Origin of the sequence: Tardiphaga sp. P9-11 (assembly GCF_008329525.1) — a bacterium.
Taxonomy (GTDB): domain Bacteria; phylum Pseudomonadota; class Alphaproteobacteria; order Rhizobiales; family Xanthobacteraceae; genus Tardiphaga.
This window is the reverse complement of the sequence record NZ_NPKQ01000018.1, coordinates 14478-27828: the sequence shown is the minus strand read 5'-3', so window position 1 is coordinate 27828 and position 13351 is coordinate 14478. Positions and strand designations below refer to the sequence as shown.

General features: G+C 61.8%; 10 protein-coding genes. 7 read left to right on the top strand and 3 right to left on the bottom strand.

The window, feature by feature from the left end:
- Positions 1 to 149: 149 nt before the first annotated feature.
- A complete protein-coding gene (locus tag CIW50_RS28405) occupies positions 150 to 2843 on the bottom strand; it encodes a winged helix-turn-helix domain-containing protein (protein WP_172980507.1) in 2694 nt (897 codons plus the stop codon).
- A gap of 214 nt (positions 2844 to 3057) precedes the next feature.
- On the opposite strand from CIW50_RS28405, the gene CIW50_RS28400 reads away from it, so the two are divergent.
- From CIW50_RS28400 to CIW50_RS28375, 6 genes are read left to right on the top strand one after another with little or no spacing between them, the layout of a single operon-like run.
- Positions 3058 to 3909, top strand: a complete 852-nt coding sequence (locus tag CIW50_RS28400) for an alpha/beta fold hydrolase (protein WP_149534509.1) — start codon at positions 3058 to 3060, stop codon at positions 3907 to 3909.
- A 2-nt stretch (positions 3910 to 3911) separates the two neighbouring features.
- Entirely contained in the window at positions 3912 to 5201 is a 1290-nt protein-coding gene (locus CIW50_RS28395; RefSeq protein ID WP_246664501.1) for an MFS transporter, read from the top strand.
- 54 nt (positions 5202 to 5255) lie between these two features.
- The gene (locus CIW50_RS28390; protein ID WP_149534507.1) at positions 5256 to 6440 is read left to right on the top strand and encodes an LLM class flavin-dependent oxidoreductase; all 1185 of its coding nucleotides are present in this window, start codon (positions 5256 to 5258) and stop codon (positions 6438 to 6440) included.
- A 28-nt stretch (positions 6441 to 6468) separates the two neighbouring features.
- Entirely contained in the window at positions 6469 to 6912 is a 444-nt protein-coding gene (locus CIW50_RS28385; RefSeq protein ID WP_197738412.1) for a cupin domain-containing protein, read from the top strand.
- 46 nt (positions 6913 to 6958) lie between these two features.
- The gene (locus tag CIW50_RS28380) at positions 6959 to 7582 is read left to right on the top strand and encodes an NADPH-dependent FMN reductase (protein WP_172980506.1); all 624 of its coding nucleotides are present in this window, start codon (positions 6959 to 6961) and stop codon (positions 7580 to 7582) included.
- A 34-nt stretch (positions 7583 to 7616) separates the two neighbouring features.
- Positions 7617 to 8633 carry an alpha/beta hydrolase fold domain-containing protein gene (locus CIW50_RS28375; RefSeq protein WP_172980505.1) on the top strand — a complete coding sequence of 339 codons (1017 nt, stop codon included), beginning with the start codon at positions 7617 to 7619 and terminating at the stop codon, positions 8631 to 8633.
- A gap of 1431 nt (positions 8634 to 10064) precedes the next feature.
- Here the strand turns inward: CIW50_RS28375 and CIW50_RS28370 are convergent.
- Complete coding sequence (locus tag CIW50_RS28370; RefSeq protein ID WP_149534504.1) at positions 10065 to 11255, bottom strand: FAD-dependent monooxygenase; 1191 nt, start codon at positions 11253 to 11255, stop codon at positions 10065 to 10067.
- 86 nt (positions 11256 to 11341) lie between these two features.
- Positions 11342 to 12280 (bottom strand): tripartite tricarboxylate transporter substrate binding protein, encoded by a 939-nt coding sequence (locus CIW50_RS28365; RefSeq protein WP_197738411.1) that lies wholly within the window; start codon positions 12278 to 12280, stop codon positions 11342 to 11344.
- Between the two features lie 236 nt (positions 12281 to 12516).
- Between CIW50_RS28365 and CIW50_RS28360 the strand changes: the two genes are divergently transcribed.
- Positions 12517 to 13278, top strand: a complete 762-nt coding sequence (locus CIW50_RS28360; protein ID WP_149534502.1) for an IclR family transcriptional regulator — start codon at positions 12517 to 12519, stop codon at positions 13276 to 13278.
- Positions 13279 to 13351 lie beyond the last annotated feature (73 nt).

Here is a 13351-nt window from a genome sequence, read left to right as displayed (position 1 = left end):
CTTACCAATATCGATGCCGATCGAGGCGAGGGGCGCAATGGTCGTATCCATGGGCTGCTTCTCCGGTTGAAACGCAGCAGTCTAGGCCGACTGCCGCGCGGGGGAAGCAGCCGGTCCATCCCATTAGCGGACTTTGTCGTTCTGGCATGCTAAATCAGCCCGAGCGATCGTGCTCGCTCAAGTGACCCAGCGCGTTTACGGATGCCGATCTTGTTGAAGATCTGCTGCATGTACCATTTGACCGAGCCTTCGGTCATTCCGACGCGCACCGCGATCTCGCGGTTCTGTAGGCCGGCGCTGGCCATCTGCAGGATTTCTGCCTGGATGCGGGTGAGCCGCTCGGGGCTGGGCATGCCCGCGGCATGGGCCTGTGGTCTAGCTGCCGTCGAAGAAACGTTGCAATCGGCAGCGGCGGCCTGCAGCAATCGGGCGACGAGCAAATCCGTTGCGGAGGTGCGGATATGTGAGGCGCCGAGCTGTTCCTGCAACAGGCGCGTGACTGGCGCACCCTCGTCGAGAAAGCTGCGCACGAAGCCGCCGGTGACGGCGCGGGCCAGCGCGCTGCGCAATTCGCGTTGCGCACGGGTCGTCTGGCCCTGCGCAACATAAGCGCGGGCAAGCTGCAACTCCCACCGGATCGCCGACCGAAAGGCGCCGGCCCTGACCGCGAAACGCTTCCAAATCCGGCCGAGCTCGATGGCGGGTGTCAGATCGCCGCGCGCGGTCGCGAGCCTGAACCACGAGACGGCGCGCATTTCGTCTCGCGTCGTGCAGTCTGCCTGCGGCTGCATACCGTCAGCCGCGCCGAGCAGTCCTTCTTGGCGCCCGATCTCGAAAGCGCGTTGCTGCTCGCCGCCATCTAGCAGCAACTTCACTCGTTCTCCGATCATGGCCTGGCGCAGGCGCGCCAGCGATCGGCTCTCGGCCAGCGCCATGCCCTCGTCTAGGCGGCGATGGGCGGCCGCCATGTCGCCCGCGTACGCCAGCAGTTTTGCGCCAGTGACATAGCCCGCCACATACTGGTCGATGAAGCCGACCCGCGGCGCCAGATGATGCCGGTCGATCAGCGCTTTGGCCTGCGTGAGGTCGTTGCGCTCGTAGCAGACTTCGGCGAGTAGCAAAGCAGGCACCGACGCGATCCATTCGGCTTCGACGAGATTGCCGGCGATGCTTGCTGCTTCCTCGAGCCGCCGAGCCGCTGTCGCAAGGTCGCCGCGCATGGCATGAGTAGGTCCAAGCACTGAGAGGTGCCACACCATGCCGAGCAGGCGTTCGCCGAGATTGAATTCGCGCACGCCCGCGGCTTCAAGTTCAGCTGCGTCGGTGAAATCGAACTGCTCGCGCCGCGCATACAGCAGCGAGCCGAAGATCGTGCCGCGGGTATAGTGGTCGAAACTGTCGATGCGCTTCAGCAAATCGGCGCATTTGCGCCCGGCGGCGATCTGATCGTCCTCATATTGCGCCGTCAGCATACGGCTGTGGAGCACAAGGCCTTCGAGTTCGGCCGCATCGTCGCGCAAGGTGGTCTCGTCGGCGAGCCGCAAGAAATCCTCGACAAGACCGAAGCGCCAGCCGGTGGACGCGCCGCGCGCTGCGAATACCGCCGCGCGCGGGTGCTGCCGCAACACATCCTGAGGCAGTTTGAGCGCCATTGCGGTGACCAGTTCGCCTTGTCCGGTTAGGCAGGCGCGCATGCCGAACACGTCCAGCAGCGCGGCGGCTTTGTCCCATGCCTCGGCACGCAGGGCGCAATCAAAGGCTTCCGGCATTCGGTTGTCGCGCTCGAACCAGTCGGCGCCGCGCAACGCGATCGCATCATGCTCCACGCGGCCAGATCGCATCAGCAGGGATCGAAGATAGGTCGCAAACAGCGGATGAAGCCGGTAATCCTGTCCGCAGCCATCGACGGGATGGATGAACAGGCCCGCGCTCACGGCGTCGTCGAGTAATTCCGCGCTGGTCTCGATGGCGAGCGCGGCGTCGCAGGCGCCCGCGGTTAATGTGCCAAGTCCGGAGGCGCCGATCAAGAAATCGCACAGCGGTGCCGGCAGTGGTTGCAGGATTTCTTCGGCGAAAAAGTCATCCATCAGGCGGGAGCCGCGCCGCATCTCGCGTAGCAGTGCGGGCACACCGATCGCGCTGGCGCGCTGCAGATAAATGCCGACCGCTGCCGGCCATCCGCCGGTCGCGTCTGCAATCTCGGTCGACGCGCGCTGATCTAGCTCCAGCCCGAACTCGACGGCGGCGACCTCCGTCAATTCATCTGCCGTTAGTCGCAAATCCCCAACGCCGATATCGCGCACGCGTTTCAGCGCGCGCGCGCGCGCCAGGGCGACGCGGAGCGGATGGCGCGTCGTCAGTAACAGCGCATGCTGATGCAGCTCGAGCTGCAGGAAGAACGTGCACAGGCTCTGCGCGATGGCATCCGGCAAGACATGGCCGCCATCGACCAGCACGATGCCGCGCGTCCGCGTGCCGAGCCAGTTGCGGATGAAAGGCATCAGCGCGTGATGATCGTCGAGCTGGATCGCCGCATGCAGCCGGCTGCCGCTGCGGATCACCGTTGCGCGGTCATCGTCGAGCATGATGTAGAGCGGTTGGTAGCCGGCCTTCGCTAATTCGCGCGTCCATTGCCGCAGCAGGCTGGATTTGCCGTAGCCTGCAGGCGCATTAACCAGCGTGAGAGGCGGGAGGGATGTCCGTTTCAGTCCAAGAGACAGACGGTGGCGAACAATGCCCGATGCAAGTTCCGCATGCGCGTCGGTCGTTGTGTCGCCACCATTTATGAAGGCGACCGGCAGCGGTGGGATTTCCCAAATATCTTCAACGATATAGTCGGTCATCATTTCCACCCGCAGAGATCTGGCGCTTTGCAAGGATGGTGCCAACCGGCGCATCCCGGCGCTCTTCAACGGGTATGATGACAGCCGGAGCGCAAGCCGCAAGCGCTTTACCGTCGCAGAAATGTCATTCGCTATCTTTCGATAGGTGACGCTCCGCGACCCCGGCCCCTAGCCTCCTGTCAGACTTCACATTCAGGCGGATCGAGGGGGATTTATGGCATCGGTACTTGATCGAACGAAAGCGGCGCTCGACGGCTTCGAGCGGCAGGAGATCGAGATCAACGGCATCAACACCGTGGTCTACAGCGCGGGATCCGGCGAGCCGCTGGTCTATCTGCATGGCTCGGGCACCTTCGCCGGCTTCGGCTTTGCGCGGCATTGGGTGAAGACCCATCGCGTCATTCTTCCCTACCACCCCGGTTTCGGCGAATCCGCCGATGACGCTCGCATCGAGTCGATCAACGACCATGTGCTGCATTATCTCGATCTGTTCGACGCACTCGGCCTCGATCAGATCAACCTGGTCGGTTCCTCGCTCGGCGGCTGGATCGCATCGGAGATCGCAATCGTACAGCCGGCGCGTATCGCGCGGCTGGTTCTGGTCTCGCCAGGCGGACTGGTGATCAAGGATGTACCGTCCACCGACCTGTTCACCGTGCCTCCGAAGGATGTGTCAGTCTATCTGGTCGCCGATCCCGCGGTGCTGGCACCGTTCATGCCGGAAGGTCACGACCTCGACTTTATGACGCTGCGCTATCGCGAGACCATCTCGTCGGCGCGGCTCGTGTGGGAACGGCCCGGCAATCCCAAGCTCGACCAGTGGCTGCATCGCATCTCCGCGCCCACGCTGCTGCTGTGGGGCGAGGGTGATCGCATCAAGCCGTTCGCGCAGGCCGAGACCTGGCTCAAGCTGCTTCCGAATGCGCAGCTCGAAACCATGGCGGGCGTCGGTCACCTGCCGCTCGACGAGCAGCCTGTTGCTGCCGCCGGGATCGTTTCGAACTTCCTGAACGAGAGCCCCGCCGCTGCAAAACCTGCCGCGCGCATCACCAAGAAGGCGTCGTGACCATGCAGCCGAGCCCGTGGAAGCCCTGGTATATAGTGTTCATGCTGACGCTGTTCATGGTGTTGGCTTTCGCCGATCGCGCCGTCCTCGGCTTTGCCGCCGTGCCGATCATGCGCGATCTCAATATGTCGCCGAGCGAGTTCGGTCTCGCCGCTGGCGCCATGTATTGGCTCTATCCCGTGGCCGGCATTGCCGGTGGTTTTGCGCTGAACCGCTATCCCGCCAAATGGGTGCTGACAGTGCTCGCCGTGATCTGGGCTCTCTCGCAACTGCCGATGCTATGGGCCACCACACATACGGAAGTGGTGATGGCCCGTGCATTGCTCGGCATCGGCGAAGGTCCGGCCTTCGCGGTGGCTTTGCATGCCTGCTTCAAGTGGTTCGAGGACAAGGACCGCGCGATGCCGACCAGCATTGTCTCCGAAGGCGCGGCCTTCGGCATCATCTTCGCAAGCCCGGTGGTCGCCTATCTCATCGCCGGCTATGGCTGGCGGACCGGCTTCGCCGTGCTCGCGGCACTGACCCTGCTATGGGTGGTGGTCTGGATGATCACCGGCAGCGAAGGCAAGGTGCAGACGGCGACGCCTCGCGTGGCCGAAGTCAAACGGGTGCCATATCCGAAGCTACTGCTCGATCGCACATTCCTCGGCAACACCATCGCTGGCTTCTCGGTCGCCTGCGGCATCACCATCTTCCTGGCTTGGCTGCCGCCATATCTGCTGAAAGGCCTCGGCTATTCGACGACCCAGGCCGGCTGGCTCACTACGCTGCCTTGGCTGACCAGCATCGTACTAGTGTTGATCGGTAGTTTCGTGTCGCAGAAACTGATCCAGAAGGGTGTGTCGAGCCGGCTTTCGCGCGGATGGATGCTGACAGGTGCGCTTGGCCTCGGCGGCTTCTCCACCATCGCAATGACGCAGCTGCAGCCGGGGGCACTGCAACTGCTGCTGCTGTCTATCGGATTCGGCCTGCCAACGCTGGTCTGGACGCTGAGCCCGGCGATCATCGCCGAAGTGACGCCGGTGGCGCAGCGCGGCGGCATGCTCGCGGTGTTCGCCACGGTGGCGAACACCGCCGCTGGATCCTTCGCACCCTATTTCATGGGCATTCTGGTGGAACGCGGCGCCACCCAGGCCCAGGGCTATGCGACCGGCTTCATGATCCTCGGCGCGCTGCAGCTCGGTGTGGCGCTGATCGCCTGGCTGCTCATCAATCCGGAAGCGACGACGGCCTCCTTCGCAAAAACCAGCACCGCGGTGACACCGGGCGAGGCTGCGCCCGCGCAGGCCTGATCCGCACGTCACTCAGCAACAACTGTCATCCTTGCATTCAACGAGGCGCCAATCATGCCGATCCTTCCTGATACCGAATTCATGGCCTGGCATTTCATGCCGTATTACGATCTGCCGGAGAATATCGACGACTACGAGTCGCTCTGGGTCGATTTCCCGAATAAATATTTCGATCCGAAGAAGGGCCACGAATATTACGAACGCTACCTGTCCGAGCTGGTGCTTGCCGACAAGCTCGGTTTCGACGGCGTCTGCATCAACGAGCATCACAATACGCCCTACAGCCTGATGCCGGTGCCGAGCATTCTGGCAGGCGCGTTGATCCCACAGACCAAAGGCAAGATCTGCGTGATGGGCACGCCGGCCGGCCTCGACCATCCGCATCGGCTGGCGGAATCCTATGCCATGCTCGACGTGATGTCGGGCGGTCGCATGGAATTCGCATTCCCACTGGGCACGCCGATGGAATACTGGTCCAGCAACGTCAATCCGGTCACTGCCCGCGAGCGCCAGCGCGAGGCGCTGGAAGTGATCATGAAGATGTGGACACAGGAAGGGCCGACCAGTCACTCCGGGCGATTCTACAACTATCGCTACCTTAATATGTGGCCGAGGCCGTATCAGCAGCCGCACCCGCCGGTCTATTTGGTTGGATCGGGAAGTCCCGGCACCATCGAGCTCGCCGCCGAAATGGGCTTTGGCTATTCGTCGACTTTCAGCCCGATCACCTCGCAACTTGCGGCGCAGAAGACGCTGAAGGAGCGGGCCGCGCATTACGGCCATACGATCCGTCCATCGCAGGTGCCGATCGTCTGCATGTGCTACATCGGTGATGATGATGAGAGCGCGCTGGCCGAGATGGAGCCGCATGTGCGCTATTTCTTTACTACGCTGACCCGTGCGGGCCGCTTCATCGATGCACCAGGCTATCTGTCGCTGGAGGAATTCCAGAAGCGCAACGGCCGCATGCTGCCGTCCAGTCATGGCGGCGCATTCGACTGGGCTCAGATCCGTCAGCAGTTCCGTGTCGTTGCAGGCACCGCCAAGACAGTGGCGGACACGATCGAGAAGTGGGCAGAGGAGGCGCAGACCAGCCGCATCATCTTCCAGATCCATCGCGGAAATATGCCGCATTGGAAGGTCGTGCGCACGATCACCGGGCTCGCCAACGAGGTCATTCCGATGCTCAAGGAACGGCGCCGGCTGGCCGACGCCGAACTGTCCGTCGCCGCCGAATAGCGCCATTCAAATCGAAGGAATCGCAACCATGATGATGGCCCCCGGCGTCACCAGCGCCACGTCGAGTGTCCAGGACATCACCTGGAATATTCTCGGTCAGACCTATGTGCCGAAGCAGCTCTCGGAAAACTCGCTGTCTTGGCATGCCACGTTTCCGCCGGACACGTTCGTGCCGCCGCATATCCATCCGACTCAGGATGAGTTCATCTATATGCTGGAAGGCACGCTCGACTTCTGGCTCGACGGTACGGATGCGCAGGCGAAGCCCGGCGATCTCGCCCGGCTGCCGATGGGGATTCCGCACGGCATCTTCAACAAGTCCGGGCAGACGGTGAAGTGCCTGTTTTGGGTGTCCCCGACGCGAAAACTGTTCGACCTGTTCAAGGCGATCCACAACGTACCGGATCCGGCCGAGGTCGTGCGGCTGGCCGCCTTGCACGAAGTCGAATTCCTCCCGCCTCCCGGCGCTTGACATCTGGCGCACCGGACTCGCGAAAACGCCCTGGCGGAAAGACATGATGAACGCTCTCTTTAATAAGCCACGCACGCCCCTGATCGTCGGGATCGGCGGCACGCATCGCCCCAATTCTTCGTCCGAACTGGCGGCGCGCTACGCTCTCGGGATCGCAGCGCAGGCCGGTGTGCGAGTGCAGATGTTCGATGGCCCGTCGCTTTCATTTCCGCTGTACAATCCCGCCGACCCGGTACGCGACAAGTACGCTATGTCGTTCGTCGCCGCCCTACGCGATGCCGACGGGATCATTCTCGCCGCGCCTGCCTATCACGGCGGCATCTCGGGCCTCATCAAGAACGCGCTCGACTATACCGAGGACATGAACCGCGACGCGCGCGTCTATTTCGACGGGCGCGCAGTGGGGAGCATCGCCTGCGCCGGTGGCTGGCAGGCGGCTGGTGCAACACTATCAGCCCTGCGCTCGGTTGTTCACGCATTGCGCGGCTGGAACACGCCGCTTGGCGTGACGATCAACACAGCCGGCAAGATATTCGATGGCGACACTTGCCTCGACCTCGATGTCGAGCGCAATCTTGCGGTTATGGCGCGGCAGGTCGTCAGCTTCGCGCGGGCGATGAATGCGCAGCGCGTCGATGGCGTGGACGCGCCAGGAATGCAGTATCTTTAGTGACAAGACAGCAAAGGACGCCGGGAGGATCACGATGACAGAGCTGGCCGCGCCACGTTCTTCCAGAGGACCCAGCGTTACTTTCCTGCCCGATGGCACGACGCATATCGTCGATTTGCACGTCCCACTCCCCACCAGCATCAGCGCAGCCGCCGCCAATATGATAAGGCTGCGCAACAGCTTGCCCGATCCGACCAATGGTTTGACCGCACCGATCGAGATCGAGCGCAAATTCTATGATGAGGCGCAGGCGATCCTCGAGGTGCAGTTGCTCGAGATGTATGCGGTCTCGGTCGAGTCCGTGACGGTCGGCGGCGTGCCGGGACGACTGGTAACGCCGCGGGACCCTGCACCAGGGACACACGGGCAGTTGCTGGTCAATCTGCATGGCGGCGCATTCAAGCTTGGTGCCCGCTCGATCGCCGAGGCTGTCCCGATCGCAGCGCGCACCGGACTGCCGGTGCTCGCTGTCGACTACCGTCTGGCCCCAGAACATTCCTATCCTGCCGCCGTCGATGACACGGTTGCGGTCTATCGTGCGCTACTCGAGACCCGAGCCGCAAAGGATATCGCAATCTACGGATCATCTGCAGGCGCCGTTTTGGCGGCGCAGGCCGTCGTCCGTGCGCGTCAGCTCGCGTTGCCGCTGCCCGCCGCAATTGGCTTCTTCTCAGGCACTGCGGATTTCAACAGGACTGGCGATACGGAAGCCTTGTTCGGCGTGATCGGACTGGCGCCGCGTGTAACGGCGGTGCTGGAACAGGCCAGGGGCTATCTCGCTGACGCACATCTGAGTGACCCGGTACTGTCGCCGATCCATGCCAACCTCGACGGGTTTCCGCCGACACTATGCATGTCAGGGACCCGCGATTTCTTCCTCAGCGGAACCTGCAATTTCCACCGGGCGCTATTGTGCGCCGACGTTGATGCAAGACTGGTTGTGTTCGATGCGATGCCGCATGTCCATTGGACCAAGTACCCAGAGCTGCTGGAAACGACCGAAGCACTCGATATTCAGGCCAGGTTCTTGACGGAGCACTTGAGTTCCTAACAGCAGATCACGACCCTTCTGGATTATGTACTCCAAAAATGAGCAAACGCGTCAGCTTGTGGCGGCGCAATCCGGACATTGAAGTGGGGAGCCAGCGCAGGCTGGAAGCAACTGGCAGGATATCGGCGGACCTTTTTGTCCGCCGGTCCGTCGAAACTTGGTGGACGCCTGAGGGAGGTTTCTGTGACCGAAGGGCACAGCTTCGCCTGCGAGGCGAAGCTGCTAACGAGGGGGCTTCGAAACCCGGAGCCACGCCGTCGGTCAGTATTTGGATAAGCGCGCCTTATGACAAGGCAGGCCCGGGTCGCCCGGTGGGCCTTTACGCGCCGCTTCGGCGACGGGGCTAACGTGCGGCACATCCATCAACCGCGCATCTGCCGTGGGTCGGGAATCGCAACCGTTGCCCACTCCTGCGTCGATTCTTGCGAAAGACGCTTGTGTCGATGCCCATCGACAAATTCGCCGCGTGCTCTCCAAAGCCTGACTAGCTAGAAGCGCGGGGCCCGTATGGGGCTGGCTATACGCGCTCTGGTTCCTTGCGCTTATAGCTCTTCCCATCATCATCTGCAGCGGATGACTGATGGCCTGGCCGAGCGTTTGGGATGGGCCGTAGGAGCAGCCAGAATATCGGCGTAGCTCTTCCAGGCATGTGATCAAGATCCAGATGACAGCATTCGACCGGTCGACAATGCTACATGTGGGTGATACACAGAGCTCAAATGCGGTACTCGTAAGTTATTGTTTTCACTGTCATTGCTAGTGGTTTGGGACAACCCGCCCCTGGGCACCATCAGGTATTCTAAGCCCTTGTTGCTTATAACAAATCAGCAAATTCAATGACTTGTTGCTGCCGCCTTGGTACAAAAGGCTGGTACAAATGCCCCTTGCAATGAGTCGTCCCTGGAAACTTCCGAGCAGTGGTGCCTATTGGCTCCGAAACGGTGTGCCAGAAGATCTTCGTGCACTTGTCGGCAGGCGAGAAGAGAAGCGAGGCCTCCAGGCCGCGATCCCCTTGAGGCGAAACGTAAGCGTGCCGAAGCGCTGGCCGAGATCGAGGCTGAATGGGCTAATCTCAGATCGGGTCAAAAGAGCCTGACCGAGCGAGAAGCGCATCGCCTCGCCTTTTCCTTTACGACAGATGGTTGCAGCAACACCTGGAAAATCCAAGTCAGCAGACTGATTGGCGCGTGGATCTGGGCCTGCGGCTTTTTCAGCCGAATCCTGCTCCGGCGAACTATAACTTTCGTTACGACAATGGCGCTGGGATAGCGTCCGACAGGGATGAGTTACGGGGTCCGCGACTCCGATCGTGAAGTCCGCCGCAAAGCGTGTGACCGCTTCCGGCGCAAAGCGGACTCGGCCGAAGACAAACCGCAAGGATTAGCTCGGAGTTTTTTTAGGGCAACCGTTCGTCATGCACAAAGACGGCCGTTAGCCTTTACCAACTGCGTCGAATGCGAAAAGCCAGTTGTACCGCTCGCGGACCTTTGCCTCATTCCATTGTGCTGACACATATTGGTTTGCGTCTTCAGCGTCCATCAAACGTTCATTGTGGAAGATCTCGCGGTTGCGCTCTGCCGCAACAACGCAGCGGTTGGCGCGCGCGACACGTTTCGCTTCGTAGTTGGCGAATGCCGTCACGTGATCATCGCGGCTCGCTGTGAGAGCCCGGGCCAGCGTGATCGAGTCCTCGATGGCCATAACAGCCCCCTGCGCCATGAAGGGCAGCATCGGGTGGCAGGCATCGCCGACCAGGACCACGCGTCCGGCTGACCATCGCTCCATCGGCGGGCGGCTCATCAAGGCCCATCGGTAATGCACGTCGATATTGTCGATGAGCACATGGACGTCGGGATGCCATCCCGCGAAATCGGCAGCGCATTCATCTCGCGTACCCTTGGCCATCCAGGATTCGGTCTCCCATCCCGAGCGCTCGACGACGCCGACGAAATTGAAGAGTTCGCCTCGTCTGAGTGGATAGGTCACGACGTGACGGCCGGGGCCGACCCAATTCGTCCCGACATCGCGCCGGATATTGGTCGGCAGACGCGACGACGGAATGACGCCGCGCCAGGCCATGCAGCCGGTGAAATGCGCCGGTCCAGCTCCGAATACGGCTGACCGTACGCCTGAATGGATGCCGTCGGCTCCAATCAGGATATCGCCGCTGACGCGTTCGCCGCTCGACAGCGACACCGTCACGCCATCGGCGCGGTTGTCGACACCGACGACGCCTGCGCCCTGACGGATGGCGTCCGGATCGAGCTGCAATACGGCTCTCGCCAGCGTTGTGTGAAGGTCGCCGCGATGGACCATCAGATAGGGAAAGCCATATTCGGCGACAGACATCGTGCCGAGGTCGAAGAGCGACCAAGTCTCGCCGCTGTTCCACAGGCGGATCGTTTTGGCTGTCGGCTCGACCGCCAGGCCTCGCAGCGCGTCGAGCACCCCGAGGGATGCGAGTACGCGCGTGCCGTTCGGACTGATCTGCACGCCAGCGCCGGTCTCGCGCAGCGTTTCGGCTTGTTCACAGATCGTGACGTGAAAGCCGCGTTGCATCAGCGCGATCGCCGTGCAGAGCCCCGCGATGCCGGCTCCTGCAATCAGAATTCGAGGCGTCATGATCGAGTTTCCTGCGGGCGTGAACTGCCTGTGGTCGTCGAGGTACGTTGGAGGAGGGCCTTCGTGAAACGGCCGGTCGGCTCGGACTATTCCGAGGTGATCTCGGCATCCTTGACGACTTTGGCCCAACGCACGCGATCCTTGGCGATGAGCGCCGCCAGCTGATCGGGCGGGCCGCCCCGGGCCATCAAGCCCTGCTTGTCGAGAAGAGCCCGGACGCTTGGCTGGTTCAGTATCGCGTTGAACTCGGAATTGTAGCGGTCAATGATCGCTTTCGGCGTGCCCGCGGGGGCGAGGACCCCGTACCATAGATCGACGTCGAAGTCGGTCACGCCGGCTTCCGCCAGGGTCGGGACGTTCGGAGCCTGGGGCGCACGCGTCTTGCTCCCGACGGCGAGGATGCGGATTTGTCCGGCCTCTGCGAGAGGAAGCGCGGTATGGATCGGCAGGAACATGGCTGACACATGTCCGCCTGCTAGATCCTTCACGGCCCCGGCCGAGCCTGGATAGGGAATGTGCATCAGCTTGACCTGCGCCGTCAGCTTGAAAAGCTCCATCGCCAGATGTTGCGGCGTGCCCCGGCCCGGCGAAGCGTAGTTGATCTCGTTTGGTTTGCTGCGGGCACGGGCGATCAGCTCTTGAAGCGTGGCGACGTTGAGCGAAGGATGCACGACCAGCGCGAGGGCGCCCGTCGCGATCTCTACGATCGGCTCGAAGCTCTTTTCCGGATCGTAGGGCAGTGCGCGATAGAGGCTCGCATTCATCACGAATGTATTGACCGTCACCAGCAGTGACTGGCCATCCGGAGCGGCGCGGGCCGCGGCGTCGGTGCCGATGTTGCCGCTCGCACCCGCCTTGTTCTCGACGATCACCGGCTGATTCCAGCGCTGGCGCAGTTCTTCACTCAGCAAGCGCGCGAGCAGATCTGGCCCCGTGCCTGGCGAAAACGGCACGTTAAGCCGGATGGGCTGTTGCGATGTTCCTTGGGCAAAGCCGGACTTGGCCGAAAGAGGAGCCAGAGCCATGAGTCCGAGCACCGTACGGCGTGAATGTCTCGCGGACATACGTTTCCTCGCTGTGGGTGACCGCCGGTAACCCGGCTGGCCAAAAATTGAAAATCTCTTATTATGAGATTGTGTGCATTATTTGCCGATCCGACGACCCAGTTCAAGGTTGATTATGTCCCTACGGGAAAAGTATCTGCCGTGAGCGCCCCTGCATGCGGCGAATTGGAGTGACGACAGATCATGCGTCGAGCGACATGAAACCAAGCAACAGTCTCGAGCGCGTGCTCGCCGTTCTCGAGGTCTTCTCGGAGGAGCGGCTGGAGTGGACGTCCGAAGATCTGATGGCGCATCTCGGATATAGTCGCCCTACGCTCTATCGATATCTCAAGATCCTCAAGGACGCCGGACTTCTGATGTCGTCGCGCAATGCCAGCGTGACGCTCGGGCCGAAAGTCGTCGAGATGGATTATCTCGCCCGACGATCCGATACGCTGGTGCTGTCAGGCCAGCCGCATCTGAAGGCGCTGACAGCGCGCTACTCCTGTAATGCGATGATCCTGCGCTGGTACGGAAACAAGATCCTCTGCGTGGTGTCCGAAACATCCGCAAGGAATCTCGTCAGCTCCTATCCGCGCGGTCGTCCGATGCCGCTCGGTCGCGGAGCAATCGCGCGTTCGATCATGGCGTATCTGCCGCGCGCGCGCCTGATGCCCCTGATCGAGCAAAATCTCGACGACCTCCGTTCCGTCGGCCTCGGGATGAGTGTTGAAGAGGTCCGGCAGAGCATGAAGCGTGTACGCAAGGCGGGATACGCGGTCGCGTTCGGCGAAGTCACCGCGGGCGCGGTCGGCATTGCGGCGCCGGTCCTCGACGACCGTGGCGTGCCAATCGCCAGCGTCTGCGTGACGATCACAGGCGCGCAGGTGGACGGCGCCGGCATCGACCGGATCGCGGCCGACGTCAAAGCGGTCGCAAATGAAATATCGGTGGTCCGCGCCGATTCTGATAATTCATAGAAATCTCATATTATAAGATTTTTACTTGACTTCGATAGGGCGCTGCCGTTTCCTTCATGCCAACGAGTTCAAG